Here is a 19,878-nt window from a genome sequence, read left to right as displayed (position 1 = left end):
AACACATCCAGGGTCTGGCTCTGGATCGGCGTCAGGATCACCTGCGCTTGCCGTTCACTGAAACCACTGCGCAATAGCAGCGAACCGTTGTACTGAGCTAGCAACTGTTGGTACACCGCCACCACGTCCTGTTGGATCTGGCCGTTCGCCAGCCGGTTGGTGGCATCACCGAACACCGGGATCTCGATGTTTTTGCCGTTGAGGATCTTCTTCTCCAGATCCACCGGCATGATGATCACCGCAAACAGTTTGCGCCAACCCAGATCGCGTTTTGCCTCATCCAGGTTGTCGTAGGTTTGAATGGCGATCTTTGGGGTGGCATCCAACTGACGGATAAGCTGTCGGCTGGCGGTGCTGTGATCCTGATCGATCACCCCCACCGGCAAATCCCACACCGTGCGGTTGGCATAAACCATACTCATAATGCAAAGCGACAGGATCAGCATCAGCCACATTGGCCGCTCAAGCATGCTCATCAACACCTTGCGGAAAGTTTGCCAATAGATTTTCATCCCACCGTCTCCTCTTTTGCCAGCCGCTTCAGCAGCCGGTTACGCACCAGCACGGCGGTAACCAACGGGTAGACCATCAGCAACGCACAAACGCTGAGAATGGCGCGGGCGGGCACCTGACGCAGGAATACGTCGAACATGGCGTACAGCGCATGGGTAAGAGGCTCGATATTAGAGATAATGCGTGCTGGCAACGGCATAGAAAGTTCGGGCACCGCCAAACCAGAGAAAGTCAGTGCAATGCTCACCAACATGCCAATCAGGGTGTAAGCAGTAATGGCACTGCCGGTAAAGGTGTACAGCAACAGGCCGATGCTTTGTGCCGCCATCACGTAGAAGAAGCCAATCATCAGCATAAACAGCGGATTGCCGCTGACGCGAGCGTCAAAAATACCCACCAGTGCGGCAATCTCAACCATCAGCAAAGTGGTAAAACACAAGGTATAAGGGGCCAGTTTCCCCAGCAGTGCCAGGCTAAAAGGTTTGGCCTTCAGCAAAGATTTGCTGCGTGCCATCACGTAAATCATGCAGGTAACGACAAACAGCTGCAACATATGAATGGTGGCGGCAAACTGCTGATAATAGATATAGCTGCCGCTGGCATTGAACAGGCTACCATAGTTGAGAGTGACATCCGCCAGCGGTGGTAATGACTTGCCCATGGCTCCGGCAATGATCGAGCGATAATTGGCGTTGGCCTCGGTCATCAGGCCGCTGAAATCCTGGGTGGAATACAGACCTGCACCGTAAAACAGCGCGTTGTAATACAGCACCACGCTCGGCTGATTGCCCGCCAGCGCGTCCGCCTCAAAATCGGCCGGGATAGACAGCAAAGCGTAATCCTGCGCGCTACGCAGACGGCGCAACGACTCATCAAGACCGCCGTCATAGGCTTGCACATGGGCATGAGAACCCGCATCCAGCTTGCGGATCAGGTTTTTGGATTGCGGGCTGTGATCGTTATCCACCACCGAGACCGGCAGATCGAGCAAGGTCCCTTCCGAGAAGTTACTGCTGATCAGACCAAACAGGATCAACGGGAAGATCCACCCCAGCCAGTGCACCACCGGCCGGCGAAAAGCGATGCGGCACTCGTTGCTGAACGCGTGGCTGAAGCAGCGCCAACCAGCCCTTACTCTTTCCATTGCCATAAGGTGCTCATCCCTGGGCGCAGGCCATCTATCGGCTGCGACGGATACAAACGAACTTCAAAGGTTTTCAGATCAAAGTCACCGGTGGCTCGCGTGGCACGTTTGGTGGCGTAATCCCCCAACGGCGCGATATAGCGCACTTCGGCCTCGATTGTTTGGTCTTTCAGTGCCGGTACACGCAGTTGGATTTTATCGCCCTTGCGAACATGCGCCAGAATATCTTCCCGCAGGTTAAACACGAAATAGGCGTCCGGTACGCGGATCAGCGTCATCAACGGGCTGGAGGCGTTGAGCAGCTCACCCACTTCAGCAGGGATTGACCCCACCTCACCATCAACCGGGGCTTTAACATGTAGATCGTCGGTTTGGGCCTGAATTTCTAACAGGTCTTGCTCGGTAGCCCGCAGGGCAGCTTCATATTTCTGCCGCAGTTCGATGCGATCGCCATTGATACCTTCGTCCAAATTGGCTTTGGCGGCCTGTACTTGTTGATAGGCGGTATCACGCGCACGGCGTGAGCTGTCCAATTCGGATTTGGATACGTAGCCTTTGCTGGCGACGCTCAGGTTACGGTCGTAATCGTGTTGGGCATTCTGGTACTGCGCCTCGGCCTGTGCCAGGTTGGCGCGTAGGTTACGGATGCTTTCTTCACGGGTGCCATGCAACGATTGGTCCAGCTGCGCTTGGGCCTCATCCCGCGAAGCCTGCGCCGAACGTAGCTGAGCCATCAGTTCCGGGCTTTCCAACCGTAGCAGCAGTTGTCCGGTTTTTACATCGTCCCCACGCTCTACCAGGCGCTCTATCACCCGGCCCTTGGCTTTGGAGGCGACGATCACTTCGGGGGCATCCACTTCGCCCTGCAACAACAAATCCTGATTATGCGCGCGGAATAACACCGCCATGGCGATAGCTATCCCCATCAGCAGCAGGGTAAACAGCGTCTTCTTCTTCATTACTTCAGCCCCTTGAACATCGGCGTGCAAACAAAAACCATCATAGCTCTAAAAAAACCATTATTCTCATAAGGATATTGCGAGCACATATATCCCCTTTTATAACCGTATTTTCGATTATGCTTTTAACACAAAAAGCATAATTGCTTTTTATTAAGTTGCAGACCCCTGCAATCGCCCTTTAAGCGATCAACCCGATAAGCACGATGGACGATGAAATGACTGAAAACACACGGGTACCGCTTTCGGTACTGGACTTATCCCCGATCCCTCAGGGAGCCAAGGCGCGCGACGCGTTTCACTGCTCGCTGGATTTGGCGCAACATGCCGAAAAGTGGGGCTATCAGCGCTACTGGCTAGCGGAACACCACAATATGACCGGCATCGGTAGTGCGGCAACGTCGGTGCTACTAGGCTATTTGGCATCCGGCACCCAAAGCATTCGTCTTGGCTCAGGCGGCGTGATGCTGCCAAACCATGCGCCGTTGGTGATCGCCGAACAGTTCGGCACCTTGGAATCACTCTATCCAGGGCGTATCGATCTGGGGCTTGGCCGTGCACCGGGTACCGACCAACGTACCATGATGGCGCTGCGTCGCCACCTCTCTGGCGAGGTAGATAACTTCCCGCGTGACGTGCAGGAACTACAACATTACTTTGGCGAAGTACAGCCGGGGCAAGCTGTACAGGCCGTGCCGGGCCAAGGGCTACATGTGCCGATCTGGCTGTTGGGTTCTAGCCTGTACAGTGCGCAGTTGGCGGCACAGCTCGGCCTGCCGTTTGCCTTCGCCTCGCATTTTGCGCCAGATATGCTGTTCCAGGCACTGAATTTGTACCGTGAGAACTTTAAGCCATCGGAACAGTGCCAGCAGCCCCATGCGATGGTGTGTGTCAACGTGGTCGCCGCAGACAGCGACCAACATGCCCGCTTCCTGTTTACTTCCATGCAGCAGCAGTTCATCAACCTGCGCCGTGGCTCACCAGGCCCACTGCCGCCGCCGGTCGATAATATCCATGCGTTATGGACCGCAGGCGAGCAGTATGGCGTCGATCAGGCACTGCGCATGTCGATCGTCGGTAGCGAAAGCACCATCCGCCACGGCCTGCAAAGCCTGCTGCGCGAGACGGATGCGGATGAGATCATGGTTAACGGCCAGATTTTTGATCATCAGGCGCGTTTACGGTCGTTTGAGATTGTTGCCGGGGTGAAAGGTGATTTAGTGAAGGGATAGGGGTTACGTATTGGTGACGCCCCTCACCCTAACCCTCTCCCAAAAGGAGAGGGAACCGATCGAGTGCGTTTGAAATTCTAGTGGCTCGCCTTGGATGAGGAGAAGATCGAGTTTGCTGAGATTATCGCTTTACTGCCAAACGAGTAGGGGCTATCAGCTCCCTCTCCCTATGGGAGAGGGTTGGGGTGAGGGGCTCAACGCTGGATCAGGTAGCGAATGGTTGGCCCATCCTGCTGGATATCCAGCACCTTGTAGCCATGGTTACGGGCATCAAGCGGGATATTATTGATCGACTGCGGACAGTCGCTGATCACTTCCAGTATTTCGCCCGGTTTCAGCTGCGGCATCGCTTCTAACGTGGCTACCGCCGGGTACGGGCAAGGCTCTCCCACCATATCCAACCGGTAATCCGGCACGATCTCTGTCTGTTTCATGCTTCACTCCTTAAATTCACCACCTGCGCATCTGGCTTGGTACGGAAAAAACGTTTCTCCCACCACAGCATCGCAGCAAAGGCAATGGCCAGCAGCAGATAGGTCACCAGCAGACCGCCGATCGGCCCAAAGGTGTCCAGCAGGTTAATCTTGTCGTAGTTGGTCGCCAGAGCGGGTGCCAGATCGTCCCAATAGTAAGCTAACAGCGTCGCACCGATGATGTTGCCCAACCCCACCCACCAGTAATGAACCTGGCCTTCCACCGCACGATACATCCAGCCGGTTTCGCAGCCGCCTGCCAGCACAATACCGAAGCCAAACAGCAGGCCACCCAGTACCGCATTGGGCCCGGCCCACATGATCTTCGGCGAGACGCCCAGTTGCACATAGCTGAAGATGCCGATGGCGCTGACTGCCATACCGATAATAATCGCTTTGGCCATATGCGTACGGCCAGTGATCCACAGATCGCGGAACGCCGAGGTAAAGCAGATCTGCGCCCGCTCAATCAGCAGACCAAAACCGATACCAAACAGCATGGCGATGCCGAGCTTCGGCGCACCAAACAGCGTCCATAATGACCAAGCCACCGTGAGGCAGAAAACCACCATACCCAAACGGAAACGACGGCGTGCTTGCTCGGGCTTTTGCGTCAATGGTGAGGCCGCTTTCACTCTTTGCAGCTTGACCGGAATACGGAACATCGGCAGCAAGGTGAATTTGGCACCGAAGTAAGATCCGGCCGCCGTTGCCAGCGCAAAAAACCAGGCATGCAGCGAGAACTGTGGAATACCGGTAAAGAAGGCCGCCAGGTTACATCCCATCGCCAGACGTGCACCAAAACCGGCAATAATGCCGCCAAGCAACGCCTGTGCAATGCGGATACGGTGCTGCGGCATACGTAACTTGATGTTGTTGGCCCACAGCGCAGCGGCGATGCAACCCGCAAACATGCCGATAATCATGCGCCCATCGATACGATCTAGTGGTGTGCCCTGTAGGCCGATCACCTTAAAGTAGCCCCACTGCTCGGGGTGGAAGCCAAACCACTGCAGAATATGGCCACCCCAGCGGGTAAATTCACCGGTTACCGCCCAGAAGGTCCCAGTCATGCCGAAATAGTAGGTCGAGAGGATCCCGGCAGCGATCACCGCCGGTAAGGGTGCCCAAAAGCGCACCAGGTATTGAGATTTGAATTGTTGCCAGTTCACGGCAGCTCCTGTGCATCCGCAAGATAAACCTTGCGAATGATACGCCCTTTAGCGGTATTAACGGAGACTCCAAGCAAAAAAAACCAGTCCGAAGACTGGTTTGAGACTGCTGACAGCGTATCAATGTCAGGGCGCACATGCGGCGCCCCTACGCTGTTAACCCGTAAGGGGTTGTCAGCAATTATGCATCACCGAAACGGCGACGTGGTGCGGCAGGAGCTGCTGCATCGTCACGACGTGGTGCTGGCTTGTCACGGTTGACGTTACCGCCACGACGTTCGCCACCGGCAGCATTACCGCCTTCACGACGCTCACCGAAAGAACGGCGTGGTGCTGGTGCACCTTCGCGACGCTCACCATTGAATGGACGGGCACCGCCACGGCGCTCACCACCGTTACCACCGGCAGGACGCTCACGACGTTCATGCGGCTGTGCATCGCCCAGCAGTTGCATGTTCATCGGCTTGTTCAGAATGCGGGTGCGAGTGAAGTGATTCAAGATCTCGCCCGGCATGCCTTTTGGCAGCTCGATGGTAGAGTGGGAAGCAAACAGCTTGATGTTACCGATGTAACGGCTGCTGATGTCACCTTCGTTAGCGATCGCGCCAACGATATGACGAACTTCCACGCCGTCATCACGGCCCACTTCAATGCGGTACAGCTGCATTTCACCCACGTCACGGCGTTCACGACGTGGGCGCTCAGCACCACCATCACGGCTGTCTGGACGTGCGTCACGACGACGGTCGTTACCACGCTCGCCACCACGATCATCACGATCGTTGAACTCACGACGTTGACGCGGTTTGAACACTGGATCCGGTGGCAGGATCAGAGGACGTTCGCCCTGTGCCATTTTCAGCAGTGCAGCGGCCAGCGTTTCCATATCCAGATCTTCTCCCGGTTGCAGCTTAGCCAGCAGCGCACGGTACATATCCAGATCGCTGCTTTCCAGCTGCTGCTGAACTTTAGCGGCAAACTTGGCCAGGCGGCGCTCACCCAGCAGATCGGCGTTTGGCAGCTCTACTTCAGGGATGGTCAGCTTCATGGTGCGTTCGATGTTGCGCAGCAGGCGGCGTTCGCGGTTTTCTACGAACAGCAGCGCGCGGCCAGCACGGCCAGCACGACCGGTACGGCCGATACGGTGAACGTAAGACTCTGAATCCATAGGGATGTCATAGTTTACTACCAGGCTGATACGCTCAACGTCCAGACCACGAGCGGCAACGTCGGTGGCGATCAGAATATCCAGACGGCCATCTTTCAGACGCTCCAGGGTTTGCTCACGCAATGCCTGGTTCATGTCGCCGTTTAGTGCAGCGCTGTTGTAACCGCTGCGCTCCAGCGCTTCGGCCACTTCCAGGGTCGCATTTTTGGTACGCACGAAGATGATCGCCGCGTCAAAATCTTCAGATTCCAGGAAACGCACCAGCGCTTCGTTTTTACGCATGCCTTGCACGGTCCAGTAGCTCTGGCTGATATCCGGACGAGTGGTGATGCTGGACTGAATGCGCACTTCCTGGGGATCTTTCATGAAGCGACGGGTAATACGACGGATCGCTTCCGGCATGGTCGCAGAGAACAGCGCGGTCTGATGTTCAGCCGGGATCTCCGCCATGATGGTTTCTACGTCTTCGATAAAGCCCATGCGCAGCATTTCGTCGGCTTCGTCCAGAACCAGGCCTTTCAGGCCAGAAAGGTTCAGGGTGCCACGTTTCAGGTGATCCAGCAGACGGCCCGGAGTCCCTACTACGATTTGCGGGCCCTGACGCAGAGCGCGCAGTTGCACGTCATAACGTTGGCCACCGTACAGGGCTACCACGTTAACGCCATGCATGTGCTTAGAGAAATCGGTCATGGCTTCAGCTACCTGTACCGCCAGTTCGCGGGTCGGAGCCAGTACCAGGATTTGTGGTACTTTCAGGGCTGCATCGAGGTTGTGCAGCAGAGGCAGCGAGAACGCCGCAGTTTTACCACTACCGGTCTGCGCCATGCCCAGCACGTCGCGACCGTTCAACAGGTGAGGAATACACTCAGCCTGGATCGGTGATGGTTTTTCGTAGCCCAGATCGGTCAGGGCAGCAATGATCGGAGCAGACAGCCCCAGGTCAGCAAAAGAGGTTTCAAGCTCAGTAGTCATGTACACGTGCCTCATTAATAATGGCAGCCAGTCTACATAACTCGTCGAGAAAATTTTCAGTCATTTTCATTGAAAAGTGTGAACCGGCTCAAATTAGATTATAAAACAGACAAAAAAGCCCTCGCCCGTTAAGGCGATTACTTTGGTCAAAAAACCAATGTAAATCAGGCTGATAAGTGTCCGTCAGCTATTGCTGGTCCGATTCCGATAGGTCGTCTTGTTCTTGGCCCAACAGCGCCAATTCCAACAATGCATAGCGGTGCTCAACAAAGTTATGAACGTTGTTAGCCACCGTCAGTTTGAACAGCGCCGAAGCGGTGTCCTTGTCCCCCAGACTTAGGTAATGTTTACCTAAATAGAAGTCAGTTTCACTGAGATGCTCAGCGAGCGAAGTGTTATCCGTTGCATCTGCCTTGAGGCGTTCCATCAGCGTTTTTTCGCTGATTTTGCCCAGGTAGAATTCGACAATATTCCATCCCCATTGCCCTCTGTCCGATTTGTCATAACGCTGCTGGAGCGCTATTTCGGCCTTCTTGGGATCGATTTCTCTCTCCGCCAGATAAAGCCACAACGAACGGAAGGGATCGTTTGGGTCGTCTTGATAAAACGCCTGCAGATCATCCTGCGCCAACGGGAAGCGGCCGCCATAATACAGTGCGATGCCCCGGTTTAAACGCGCGTAATTGTAAGTTGGATCAAGCTCTAGTACAGAATCAAACGCTTCATAGGCAGCATCAAAATTGCCTGCCTGCGTTAAGTAAATGCCCAGGTAGTTGAAAACTTCTGGCATATCAGGACGTATCGCTAGCGCTTGTGAAAAGTCATTGCGCGCTAGAGCACGTAGACCAAGACTATCATACAGCACACCGCGCTCATATAAAAGCTGCGCTCGCTCATCATCCGTTAATGCCCGGCTGGCAAGTATTTGTTCCATGCGCGCCAGGATCACTTCCTGCTGCAGCGTGGGCTGCAACGGAATAGCCAGAACTTCGTCTTTACGCCAATCATGGTTGCTGCATCCTGCCAGCAATAGTGCTGTCGCAACGTAACACCAGCGCAAGAAAGGCTTCATTTCCCACTCCCGAAGACAAACATTGGATGAACGTCCTGTCCTCCGCTTGCTAATACGTAAGTATCCTACCCACGCGATAAGAACAGCCCCTGCCCTACGGCAGGGAGCTGTAAAACTGTTGATACAGTTATTCTGCTTCTGGTGCAGGAGCTGCAGCCGATTCTGGCGCTGTAGCTTCTTTGATGCTCAGACGCACACGGCCCTGGCGATCAACTTCCAGTACCTTAACCGGTACTTCCTGACCCATCTGCAGATAGTCGGTCACTTTCTCAACGCGCTTGTCAGCGATTTGAGAGATGTGCACCAGGCCTTCTTTACCGCCGCCGATGGCCACGAAGGCACCAAAATCAACGATACGGGTAACTTTACCCTGATACACACGACCCACTTCGATCTCAGCGGTGATCTCTTCGATGCGGCGGATAGCGAATTTCGCTTTGTCGCCATCGGTTGCAGCAATTTTCACTGTACCGTCATCTTCAATTTCGATCGTGGTGCCCGTCTCTTCGGTCAACGCACGGATGACTGAGCCACCTTTACCGATCACGTCTTTGATCTTGTCTGGATTGATCTTGATGGTGTGAATACGTGGTGCGAACTCAGAGATATCGCCACGCGGCGTGCTGATAGCCTGTTCCATCACGCCCAGAATGTGCAAACGCGCACCCTTGGCCTGGTTCAGAGCCACCTGCATGATTTCGCGGGTGATGCCTTCAATTTTAATGTCCATCTGCAGCGCGGTGATACCATCACGGCTACCGGCCACTTTGAAGTCCATGTCGCCCAGGTGATCTTCGTCACCCAGAATATCAGACAGTACGACAAAGTTTTCTTCTTCTTTCACCAGGCCCATTGCGATACCCGCAACGGCAGCCTTGATGGGTACGCCTGCGTCCATCAGTGCCAGAGAAGCACCACAAACGGAAGCCATTGAAGAAGAACCGTTGGATTCGGTGATTTCAGACACCACGCGCACGGTGTACGGGAAATCTTCTGGTTTAGGCATCATAGCTAAAACGCCACGTTTTGCCAGGCGACCATGGCCGATTTCACGACGCTTCGGTGAACCTACCATGCCGGTTTCACCAACAGAGTACGGAGGGAAGTTGTAGTGGAACAGGAAGCTGTCGGTTTTCTCGCCCATCAGTTCGTCGATGTTCTGTGCGTCACGCGCGGTTCCCAGAGTGGCGGTAACCAGCGCCTGAGTTTCACCACGGGTGAACAGTGCAGAACCGTGGGTACGTGGCAGAACGCCAGTGCGCACGTCCAGACCACGGATCATGTCTTTCTCACGACCATCGATACGCGGCTCGCCACGCAGCACACGGCTACGTACGACGTTTTTCTCAACGGTGCCCAGGATGTCCTGAATTTCAGACGCGTCCAGAGTTTCGTCTTGTGCCAGCAGAGCTTCCACTACGCTGTCTTTGATCGCATCAACCTGAGCGTAACGCTCTTGTTTTTCGGTGATGTGGTAGGCATCGCCCAGACGGCTTTCGGCCAGCTCAGCTACGCGCGCATGCAGCGCTTCGTTAACTACTGGTGCCTGCCAATCCCACTTCGGCTTGCCAGCTTCGGCAACCAGAGCGTTAATGTTTTCGATAACGATTTGCTGTTGGTCGTGGCCAAACACCACCGCGCCCAGCATCTGATCTTCGCTCAGCACGTCCGCTTCGGATTCCACCATCAGCACTGCGCCTGCGGTACCGGCGACCACCAGGTCCAGACGGCTTTCTTTCAGCTCGTCGGTAGTTGGGTTCAGTACGTACTGATCGTTGATGTAACCCACTCGTGCAGAACCGATTGGGCCATTGAACGGAATACCGGACAGGCTCAGGGCAGCAGAGGCACCGATCATCGCTACGATGTCTGGGTTTACCTGTGGGTTCACGGAAACCACAGTGGCGATCACTTGCACTTCGTTCAGGAAGCTATCTGGGAACAGTGGGCGGATCGGGCGGTCGATCAGACGGGAAGTCAGGGTTTCGCCTTCGCTCGGACGGCCTTCACGACGGAAGAAGCTACCCGGGATACGGCCAGCAGCGTAGGTACGCTCCTGATAGTTCACGGTCAGAGGGAAGAAGCTCTGGCCTGGTTTGGCTTTCTTCTGGCCTACAACGGTGACGAATACTGCGGTGTCATCCATGCTTACCATCACGGCAGCGGTGGCTTGACGTGCCATCATACCGGTCTCAAGCGTCACGGTGTGTTGGCCATACTGGAATTTGCGAATAATCGGAGTCAGCAAAATTTAATCCTTAATTGGTGGCGCGCAATCGTTCTTCGACTCGACACGCCGGTGGTTCACCAATCTTCTCACTACATCCTCGCGACTAATGACAATCCTTATCTCTCATGAGATAAAGCCTCTCATTAGCCGCGCGAACCTCTGTAACGGAAGATCCTCAGTAATACATTAACCTGATTTGCTTATGCTTCCTAGAAGAAAGGGGCCACATTTGGCCCCTTTCTACTGAAACTTGCTCGATTAGCGACGCAGACCCAGACGCTCGATCAGGCTGGTGTAACGTGCTACATCTTTACGCTTCAGGTAGTCCAGCAGCTTACGACGCTGAGAAACCATACGCAGCAGACCACGACGGCTGTGGTGATCTTTTTTGTGCTCTGAGAAGTGGCCTTGCAGATGGTTGATCTGCGCAGTCAACAGGGCAACCTGGACTTCGGTAGAACCGCTGTCGTTAATACCACGACCGAAGTCAGCTACGATTTGAGCTTTAGCTTCAACACTTAGAGACATTGTCATACTCCAAAATTATAGATAATAAATACAGGCGCCGATCTCTAATTCAGCAACCCAATGCACAAGCTGCGCCATTCTACTCTTAGCGCAGGGCGATCGCAAGGCGGGCAGGTCAGTCGAAATATTCGACAACCAGGCGGCGCGGCGCGACTCGGCCATCATCGGCAATCTCGCCAATGCCGATAAATTTACGCTCTTCGCCTTCGGTAATGCGCACCAGGCCAGAGGCCGGAGCCCCTGCTGCCTGCACCGGCTGGCCCTGCTTGACGTAACCCGCTACCGCTGGCAGCAGATTCACTTCAGGGAAGTCTTCGGCCGGGCTGTCCATCGGCATCAGCAACGGATCGAGCAGTTCGCTTGGCGCAATGCTCTGCTCCTGTGCCTGTTCCAATAAGGCATTCAGCTGTTCCAAGGTGATCATACGGGCGATCGGATACTTCGCCACCTGCAGACGGCGCAGATAAATCACGTGTGCTCCACAGCCCAACAGCTCACCGAGGTCATCCGTGATGGTACGGATATAGGTGCCTTTCGAGCAGTGGATCTCCAGCTCAAGCTCATCCCCTTCCCAGCGGATAAACTGCAACTCATACACGGTGATGCTGCGTGCTTCACGCGGAACTTCGATACCCTGGCGAGCATATTCGTACAGCTTTTTGCCCTGGTATTTCAGTGCGGAATACATCGAAGGCACCTGCTGGATGTCACCCCGGAAGGTGTCCAGCGCGCTATCGAGCTGCGCTTGAGTGAAGTTTACTGACCGCTCCTGCACAATCTGACCATCGGCATCCGAGGTATCCGTGCGCTGGCCCAGACGGGCAATCACGCGGTAACGCTTGTCGGAATCGAGCAGATATTGGGAGAACTTGGTGGCCTCACCCAGACAGATTGGCAGCATACCGGTCGCCAGCGGATCGAGCGCGCCGGTGTGGCCCGCGCGGTTGGCATTGTAGATACGCTTTACTTTTTGCAGGGCATCGTTGGACGACAGGCCCTGCGGTTTGTCCAGCAGCAGTACACCGTGAATGTCACGGCCGCGACGGCGAGGGCGACTCATTAAGCCTCCTCTTCATCGCCTGATGCATTGCGACGTTCGGCATCGTTCTTCACTACGTTGGTCACCAGGTTGGACATGCGCATGCCTTCAACCAGTGAGTTATCGTAGGAGAAGGTCAGTTCCGGCACGACGCGCAGGCGCATCGCTTTGCCCAGCAGCGTACGGATATAGCCAGAGGCATCCTGCAACGCTTTAATGCCGTTAGTCACCAGATCCGGATCGTGGTTTTCGGTCAGCACGTTCAGGAAGGTGACGTAAACTTTGGCGTAAGCCAGATCGCGAGACACTTCAACACCTGAGACGGTAGCCATGCCAACACGCGGATCTTTGACTTCACGCTGCAAGATCATCGCAATCTCTTTTTGCATTTCTTGTGCCACGCGTTGACCGCGGCTGAATTCTTTTGCCATTTGGAAATCCTCCAGACAAATCGGGGGGCACAAGGCCCCCCTAAAACAGATTTAAGCGTTTTTCGAGGCTTAAGCGATGGTACGCTGGATCTCGATGATTTCGAACACTTCGATCATGTCGCCAACGCGCACGTCGTTGTAGTTCTTAACGCCGATACCACATTCCATACCGTTACGGACTTCGTTAACGTCATCTTTGAAGCGGCGCAGGGATTCCAGCTCGCCTTCATAGATAACCACGTTGTCACGCAGTACGCGGATTGGGTTGTGACGCTTGATGTTGCCTTCGGTCACCATACAGCCGGCAACAGCGCCGAACTTAGGTGATTTGAACACATCACGGACTTCAGCCAGACCGATGATCTGCTGTTTGTACTCAGGCGCCAACATACCGCTCATCGCCTGCTTCACTTCGTCGATCAGGTTATAGATCACGGAGTAGTAACGCAGATCCAGGCTTTCTGACTCGATCACGCGGCGGGCAGAAGCATCCGCACGCACGTTGAAGCCCAGGATGATGGCGTTGGATGCCGCAGCCAGGGTCGCGTCGGTTTCGGTGATACCCCCTACGCCAGAACCTACAATCTTCACCTTCACTTCGTCGGTAGAGAGTTTCTGCAGTGAGTCGGAAATCGCTTCACAGGTACCCTGTACGTCGGTTTTCAGCACGATGTTCAGTTCAGAAACTTCACCTTCGGTCATGTTCGCGAACATGTTCTCCAGTTTAGATTTCTGCTGGCGAGCCAGTTTAACTTCGCGGAACTTGCCTTGACGGTACAGCGCAACTTCACGCGCTTTCTTCTCGTCACGCACTACGGTCGCTTCGTCACCCGCAGCAGGAACGCTGGACAGGCCCAGGATCTCAACCGGGATAGAAGGACCCGCAGAGGTCACTTCACGGCCCAATTCGTCACGCATCGCACGAACACGGCCATACTCGAAGCCACACAGGACGATATCGCCCTTGTTCAGCGTCCCTTCCTGAACCAGCACGGTAGCCACTGGGCCACGGCCTTTATCCAGGAAGGATTCGATCACCACACCGCTCGCCATACCGCTACGAACCGCTTTCAGTTCGAGAACTTCGGCTTGCAGCAGGATAGCATTCAACAGTTCGTCGATACCGGTACCGGCTTTCGCGGATACGTGGACGAACTGAGCTTCACCGCCCCACTCTTCTGGCATAACGCCATACTGGGACAGCTCTTGCTTAACGCGGTCTGGATCGGCTTCAGGTTTATCAATTTTGTTAACCGCGACCACCAATGGCACTTTAGCAGCCTGAGCATGCTGAATGGCTTCGATGGTTTGTGGCATCACGCCGTCGTCTGCTGCTACCACCAGAACCACGATATCGGTCGCCTGAGCACCACGAGCACGCATTGAGGTAAACGCTGCGTGGCCTGGGGTATCCAGGAAGGTGATCATGCCGTTTTCGGTTTCTACGTGGTAAGCACCGATGTGCTGAGTAATACCACCGGCTTCGCCTACTGCCACCTTGGTGGAGCGGATGTAGTCGAGCAGAGAGGTTTTACCATGGTCAACGTGGCCCATGATGGTCACGACTGGCGCACGAGACTCGGCGGCTGCACCGGTGTCACGATCGCTCATCAGCGCTTCTTCCAGCTCGTTCTCACGACGCAGGATAACTTTGTGGCCCATCTCTTCGGCAACCAGCTGTGCGGTTTCCTGGTCGATGACCTGGTTGATGGTGGCCATAGCACCCAGCTTCATCATCGCTTTGATGACCTGAGAACCTTTTACCGCCATCTTGTTAGCCAGTTCGGCAACGGTGATGGTCTCGCCGATCACGACGTCGCGGTTCACTACCTGAGCTGGCTTGTTAAAGCCCTGCTGCAGGGTGCTTGGCTTACGCTTGCCTTTACCGCCACGGCCCATAGTGCGAGCTTCTTCGCGGTCTGCTTTAGACTCGGAGAGCTTGTTGCCTTTCTTCTGTTTGGTTGCTTTGCCACCGCGAGTACGGCTACGGCGCTCACCTTCAACTTTGGCGTCGTTTTCGTCTTCGGCAGCACGAGCGTGCTCAGAGGTGGTCACGTGGTAGTCGGCTGTTTCAACCGCAGCGCTTGCTGCTTCGGCTTCGGCCCACTTTTCACCGTTTTCTTCGGCCATACGGCGCGCTTCTTCCGCTACGCGTTTGGCGTCTTCTTCCACCTTACGGCGTACTTCTTCTTCCGCTTTACGTTTCAGTTCAGCGGCTTCGGCTTCACGGCGTGCTTTTTCTGCCTGAGCTGGCTTGGTCATTTCGTCGGTATGTTGATTGGTCACTTTTTCTTTTTCCGCTGAATTACGCTTAGCAATCTCCGCGGCCTCACGTTTGGCTTGCTCTTCGGCTGCGCGCTTGGCTTCTGCTTCGCGTTTCGCTAGCTCTTCCACTTCGCGCCTTGCCTGCTCTTCCGCTTCACGCTGTGCCTGCTCAGCCGCTTCAGCCTGTTGGGCTTCCTGCGGATCGCGATTTACATAAGTGCGTTTCTTGCGGACCTCAATTTGCACCGATTTACTCTTACCGCCGGTGCTCGGAATATTCAAGGTGCTGCGCGTTTTGCGCTGCAACGTGAGTTTGCCTGGCGCGCTACCGTGTTCACGGTTCAGGTGCGCCAATAAAGTTTCTTTCTCATGCTGTGTCACAGAGTCGGTCTCAGACTTGTTGATCCCTGCATCAGCAAACTGCTGTACCAGGCGATCAACCGGTGTCTGTATCTCTGCTGCCAGCGATTTTACGGTTACATCTGTCGTCATGCTGTTCCTTCCTGCTACAGTTATTACGCGTTGTCGCCAAACCAACAGATATTACGTGCGGCCATAATCAGCTCGCCGGCTTGCTCATCGCTAAGCCCTTCAATATCAGCCAGATCGTCAACACCCTGCTCGGCAAGATCTTCCAGCGTACAAACCCCACGCGCGGCCAGTTTAAAGGCCATGCTGCGCTCAAGACCAGGAAGGTTGAGCAAATCATCAGCAGGTTTTTGGTCGCCCAGGCTTTCTTCCTGTGCCAGGGCCAGCGTGGTCAATGCAGCTTTGGCGCGATCGCGCAACGCTTCAACCATATCTTCATCCAGACCGTCGATTTCCAGCAGCTCTTTGATTGGCACGTAGGCCAGTTCTTCCAGCGTAGAGAAGCCTTCTTCGACCAGAACGGTGGCGAAATCTTCGTCGATATCAAGATACTTGGTGAAGGTATCAATGGCGGCATGAGCCTCGGCCTGATGCTTGGCCTGCAGATCGTCCGCCGTCATCACGTTCAGTTCCCAGCGATCATCATCACGATGCTGTTTCAACAGTTGGGAAGCTAAACGCACGTTTTGGCCATTACGGCCGATCGCCTGTGCCAGGTTGCTGGCTTCAACGGCGATGTCCATTGTGCACCGGTCTTCATCCACCACGATCGAGGCAACATCTGCCGGGGCCATGGCGTTAATGACGAACTGTGCAGGGTTATCATCCCACAGGATGATATCAATACGTTCCCCGCCAAGCTCGCTCGAAACGGCCTGGACGCGGGCACCGCGCATACCGACACAGGCACCGACCGGGTCGATACGCTTGTCGTTGGTTTTCACGGCAATTTTTGCACGGGAGCCAGGATCGCGGGCTGCCGCTTTAATCTCAATCACTTCTTCGCCAATTTCCGGCACTTCGATACGGAACAGCTCTTTGAGCATATCCGGGCTGGAGCGGCTAACGAACAGTTGCGCACCGCGCGCTTCCGGACGTACTGCGTACAACACACCGCGGATACGGTCACCCGGGCGGAAGTTTTCACGTGGCAGCATGTCTTCACGACCAATGACCGCTTCGGCGTTGCTCCCCAGATCCAGCGCAATGCTGTCACGGTTAACTTTTTTCACCACGCCGGTGACGATCTCACCTTCGTGTTGGCGGAAGGCGTCAACCACCATCGCGCGCTCGGCTTCACGTACTTTCTGTACGATAACCTGCTTCGCCGTCTGAGTGGTAATACGGTCAAAGGTCACAGATTCGATCTGATCTTCGATATAACCGCCCAGTTGCATGGACGGATCTTCATATTGTGCAGCTTCCAGCGTGATCTCACGCGTTGGCTGGGTCACTTCATCAACGGCAACCCAACGGCGGAAGGTGTCGAAATCGCCAGTCTTACGGTCGATGCTGACACGGACCTCGATTTCCTGCTCATATTTTTTCTTGGTGGCGGTGGCTAAAGCGGTTTCCAGGGCTTCGAAAATCTTCTCACGTGGTAGGGATTTTTCATTGGAAACTGCTTCAACAACAGCCAGAATCTCTTTGTTCATCCTAGTTGCCTCATCCAAACTTTAAAAGTGGGGTACCAGGTTCGCTTTCTGAATATTACTCAGCGCGAACACTTCATCTTTCCCATCCACAGTAACCGTGATCATCTCGCCTTCTACAGACTTGATGATGCCCTGCCATTTGCGGCGGTTTTGTATCGCCATACGCAGAACAACGCTGACTTCTTCACCGAGAAAACGTTGATAGTGTTCCGCGGTGAACATAGGGCGCTCAAGGCCAGGAGAGGAAACTTCCAGGTTGTAAGCGACCGTAATCGGATCTTCGACGTCCAGCACAGCGCTGACCTGGTGGCTGACATCAGCGCAATCATCAACATTGATTCCGTTGTCACTATCAATATAGATGCGTAGTGTCGATTGGCGCGCCCGAATAAATTCGATGCCTACGAGCTCAAAGCCCAACGCCTCTACCGGTGCGGAAAGCATCTCTGTTAATTTTTGCTCTAATGTGGACAAGCCCACCCCCAAGACATAAAAAAAGGGCCTAATAGCCCAGTGATTCTGTTGCCAAATAACAAAAAACCCCGAAAATTCGGGGCTTTATGCAACTGGACCCTGTTTGCCGCAAAGCGGCTTCGGTGCAACTTTCTAGCAAGTGTCATTTTCAAATGTTGATCGAGAAAAGCGGAATTCAATCGAAAAGTGTATTTGAAAATAAACACTTAAAGGAAAGTGGTTGCGGGGGCCGGATTTGAACCGACGACCTACGGGTTATGAGCCCGACGAGCTACCAGGCTGCTCCACCCCGCGTCCGAAAACGTGGCAAATATTACGCCGATAATTGCAAAAACGCAAGTTATCTCTGGGATTTGGTACCGAGGATGGGACTCGAACCCACAAGCCCGTTAGGGCACTACCACCTCAAGGTAGCGTGTCTACCAATTCCACCACCTCGGTACTGATTTTTACTGCTAACGGCTGTTTCTATTGAGGTCAAAAACAACCGTGTTAAAACTTTTTAGCGGCTTACTGCGGGATATCACTGACCGGTTTAGCTGGTGCTGCCGGAGTGCTGGTCTGCTCAGTTTGCGCTGGCTGGCCCAGGTTTTCCCACTCGCTGCCTTTCTTGCCCTGATTGGTGCTCAGGTTGCCCAGGATCAGACTGATGACGAAGAACAACGTCGCCAGAACAGCCGTCATGCGGGTCATAAAGTTGCCTGAACCGGTCGATCCGAAGAACGTGCCAGAAGCACCTGCTCCGAATGAGGCTCCCATATCAGCGCCTTTACCTTGCTGCAGCATGATCAGAGCGACTAGCCCGATCGATATCAGCAAGAAAATTACCAGAAGAGCTTCGTACATAGTGGTACCTGTATCCTTGCGGGTTCACCGCGTGCCAAATGCTTCTCACCCCAGATGCTTCCAAACTAAAGAAGGCGTGGCGTGTCACTAAAACAGCCCACTGAAGCGGGTGTGAATACTAACCAAAGCCATCAAAGCGCGCAAGGGCAATTTGCAACCGCCGATGCGTTTGCGGAAAAAAACAGCAAAAGCAGGACTAATCGGGAGATTACGCAGGCACTGACAGCGTACCTGCGTAAAAACAGCGTGTTAACCTGCCAGCTTGACCGCATCGGCGATACGGTGCGCCAGCGCGATAACCTGCTGTTCATCTTCGCCTTCCACCATGACGCGGATCAGCGGTTCAGTGCCCGACTTACGCAGCAGTACGCGGCCACGACCAGCCAGTTCGGCTTCGACCTGCTCAGCAACCTTCAACACCGCCTCTGATTCCAGCGGGTTATGCTCACCGACAAAGCGCACGTTGACCAGGACCTGTGGCAGTAACTTCATACCGCTGCACAGGTCGTGCAGGCTCATGTTATTACGCACAATTGCCGTCAACACTTGCAGGCCAGCGACGATGCCGTCCCCGGTGGTGGTTTTGTCCAGCAGGATCACGTGGCCGGAGTTTTCCGCCCCGATACGCCAACCGAGCTCTTGCAATTTTTCCAGTACGTAGCGGTCGCCTACTTTGGCACGGGCAAACGGGATGCCGAGCTGTTTCAGTGCCAGTTCCAGGCCCATGTTGCTCATCAGGGTACCCACGGCACCGCCGCGCAGTTGCCCCTGACGCAGACCTTCACGAGCAATGATGTAGAGGATCTGATCGCCGTCAACCTTGTTACCCAGGTGATCTACCATCATCACGCGGTCGCCATCGCCATCAAAGGCCAGGCCAACGTGTGCCTGCTCTTCCAGCACGCGCGCCTGCAGTTGGCGTACATCGGTAGCGCCACACTCTTCGTTGATGTTCATGCCATCCGGCTCACAACCGATAGCGATCACCGTGGCACCCAGCTCACGCAAAACGCTTGGGGCAATGTGATAGGTAGCGCCGTTGGCGCAGTCCACCACGATCTTCAGCCCGTTCAGGCTCAGTTCGCTCGGGAAGGTGCCTTTACAGAATTCGATATAGCGCCCTGCGGCATCGACAATGCGGCTGGCTTTACCCAACTCGGCAGATTCGACGCAGGTCAGCGGTTTTTCCATTTCCGCTTCAATCGCTTCCTCCACATCGTCAGGCAGTTTCGCACCATCGATGGAGAAGAACTTGATGCCGTTATCATAAAATGGGTTATGTGAGGCAGAAATCACGATCCCGGCTTCCGCACGGAAAGTTCGGGTCAGATAAGCC

The 19,878-nt window shown here is 54.6% G+C and carries 18 protein-coding genes and 2 tRNA genes; 1 reads left to right on the top strand and 19 read right to left on the bottom strand.

All coding sequences use genetic code 11. From position 1 onward, the window contains the following. The 3 genes from ACLQ7H_RS14260 to ACLQ7H_RS14250 all read right to left on the bottom strand — a co-directional run. Positions 1-512: ABC transporter permease (locus ACLQ7H_RS14260; protein WP_411753234.1), on the bottom strand; the 512-nt coding region annotated here is incomplete at its 3' end. Then, the gene (locus tag ACLQ7H_RS14255; RefSeq protein ID WP_411753233.1) at positions 509-1,663 is read right to left on the bottom strand and encodes an ABC transporter permease; all 1,155 of its coding nucleotides are present in this window, start codon (positions 1,661-1,663) and stop codon (positions 509-511) included. The genes ACLQ7H_RS14260 and ACLQ7H_RS14255, both read right to left, overlap by 4 nt. Continuing rightward, positions 1,645-2,616: an HlyD family secretion protein gene (locus ACLQ7H_RS14250; RefSeq protein ID WP_411753232.1), complete on the bottom strand. Its 972-nt coding sequence runs from the start codon at positions 2,614-2,616 to the stop codon at positions 1,645-1,647. Before ACLQ7H_RS14250 ends, ACLQ7H_RS14255 begins: the two co-directional genes overlap by 19 nt. 218 nt (positions 2,617-2,834) lie before the next feature. Here ACLQ7H_RS14250 and ACLQ7H_RS14245 point away from each other — a divergent pair, with 218 nt between their 5' ends. After that, positions 2,835-3,848 carry a luciferase-like monooxygenase gene (locus ACLQ7H_RS14245; protein WP_411753231.1) on the top strand — a complete coding sequence of 338 codons (1,014 nt, stop codon included), beginning with the start codon at positions 2,835-2,837 and terminating at the stop codon, positions 3,846-3,848. 194 nt (positions 3,849-4,042) lie between these two features. Here ACLQ7H_RS14245 and yedF read toward each other — a convergent pair whose 3' ends face one another. From yedF to glmM, 16 genes are all read right to left on the bottom strand, one after another. Continuing rightward, a complete protein-coding gene (gene yedF / locus ACLQ7H_RS14240; protein WP_021179059.1) occupies positions 4,043-4,282 on the bottom strand; it encodes a sulfurtransferase-like selenium metabolism protein YedF in 240 nt (79 codons plus the stop codon). Beyond that, complete coding sequence (gene yedE / locus ACLQ7H_RS14235) at positions 4,279-5,493, bottom strand: selenium metabolism membrane protein YedE/FdhT (protein WP_411753230.1); 1,215 nt, start codon at positions 5,491-5,493, stop codon at positions 4,279-4,281. The genes yedF and yedE overlap by 4 nt, the downstream gene beginning before the upstream one ends. A 181-nt stretch (positions 5,494-5,674) precedes the next feature. Beyond that, positions 5,675-7,633 carry a DEAD/DEAH family ATP-dependent RNA helicase gene (locus ACLQ7H_RS14230; RefSeq protein ID WP_411753229.1) on the bottom strand — a complete coding sequence of 653 codons (1,959 nt, stop codon included), beginning with the start codon at positions 7,631-7,633 and terminating at the stop codon, positions 5,675-5,677. Then, positions 7,623-7,697, bottom strand: a complete 75-nt coding sequence (gene yrbN / locus ACLQ7H_RS14225; protein ID WP_223499600.1) for a protein YrbN — start codon at positions 7,695-7,697, stop codon at positions 7,623-7,625. Before yrbN ends, ACLQ7H_RS14230 begins: the two co-directional genes overlap by 11 nt. Before the next feature lie 123 nt (positions 7,698-7,820). Next, a complete protein-coding gene (gene nlpI, locus ACLQ7H_RS14220) occupies positions 7,821-8,705 on the bottom strand; it encodes a lipoprotein NlpI (protein WP_411753228.1) in 885 nt (294 codons plus the stop codon). A gap of 127 nt (positions 8,706-8,832) precedes the next feature. Beyond that, positions 8,833-10,953, bottom strand: a complete 2,121-nt coding sequence (gene pnp / locus ACLQ7H_RS14215; RefSeq protein ID WP_411753227.1) for a polyribonucleotide nucleotidyltransferase — start codon at positions 10,951-10,953, stop codon at positions 8,833-8,835. A gap of 240 nt (positions 10,954-11,193) precedes the next feature. Then, on the bottom strand, positions 11,194-11,463 hold the full coding sequence (rpsO, locus tag ACLQ7H_RS14210; RefSeq protein WP_411753226.1) for a 30S ribosomal protein S15: 270 nt from the start codon (positions 11,461-11,463) through the stop codon (positions 11,194-11,196). A 115-nt stretch (positions 11,464-11,578) separates the two neighbouring features. Then, positions 11,579-12,523 carry a tRNA pseudouridine(55) synthase TruB gene (gene truB / locus ACLQ7H_RS14205; protein WP_411753225.1) on the bottom strand — a complete coding sequence of 315 codons (945 nt, stop codon included), beginning with the start codon at positions 12,521-12,523 and terminating at the stop codon, positions 11,579-11,581. Beyond that, complete coding sequence (gene rbfA / locus ACLQ7H_RS14200; RefSeq protein WP_021179053.1) at positions 12,523-12,933, bottom strand: 30S ribosome-binding factor RbfA; 411 nt, start codon at positions 12,931-12,933, stop codon at positions 12,523-12,525. Before rbfA ends, truB begins: the two co-directional genes overlap by 1 nt. Before the next feature lie 69 nt (positions 12,934-13,002). Next, positions 13,003-15,690 (bottom strand): translation initiation factor IF-2, encoded by a 2,688-nt coding sequence (gene infB / locus ACLQ7H_RS14195; protein WP_411753224.1) that lies wholly within the window; start codon positions 15,688-15,690, stop codon positions 13,003-13,005. A gap of 23 nt (positions 15,691-15,713) precedes the next feature. Next, positions 15,714-17,222, bottom strand: coding sequence for a transcription termination factor NusA (gene nusA, locus ACLQ7H_RS14190; protein ID WP_411753223.1), 1,509 nt, complete (start codon positions 17,220-17,222; stop codon positions 15,714-15,716). Between the two features lie 21 nt (positions 17,223-17,243). After that, positions 17,244-17,696: a ribosome maturation factor RimP gene (gene rimP / locus ACLQ7H_RS14185; RefSeq protein WP_024529072.1), complete on the bottom strand. Its 453-nt coding sequence runs from the start codon at positions 17,694-17,696 to the stop codon at positions 17,244-17,246. Between the two features lie 217 nt (positions 17,697-17,913). Next, a tRNA-Met gene (locus ACLQ7H_RS14180) sits at positions 17,914-17,990 on the bottom strand. Between the two features lie 60 nt (positions 17,991-18,050). Beyond that, positions 18,051-18,137 (bottom strand) — tRNA-Leu (locus ACLQ7H_RS14175). A gap of 69 nt (positions 18,138-18,206) precedes the next feature. Next, positions 18,207-18,542, bottom strand: coding sequence for a preprotein translocase subunit SecG (gene secG / locus ACLQ7H_RS14170; protein WP_024483369.1), 336 nt, complete (start codon positions 18,540-18,542; stop codon positions 18,207-18,209). Positions 18,543-18,791: 249 nt separating this feature from the next. Beyond that, on the bottom strand, positions 18,792-19,878 hold a 1,087-nt coding region (gene glmM / locus ACLQ7H_RS14165), incomplete at its 5' end, for a phosphoglucosamine mutase (protein WP_411753222.1).

It is taken from the genome of Serratia sp. (in: enterobacteria) (assembly GCF_046715635.1).
Lineage (GTDB): Bacteria > Pseudomonadota > Gammaproteobacteria > Enterobacterales > Enterobacteriaceae > Chania.
The sequence above is the reverse complement of the archived record's forward strand: the minus strand, read 5'-3'. Positions and strand labels throughout refer to the sequence as shown.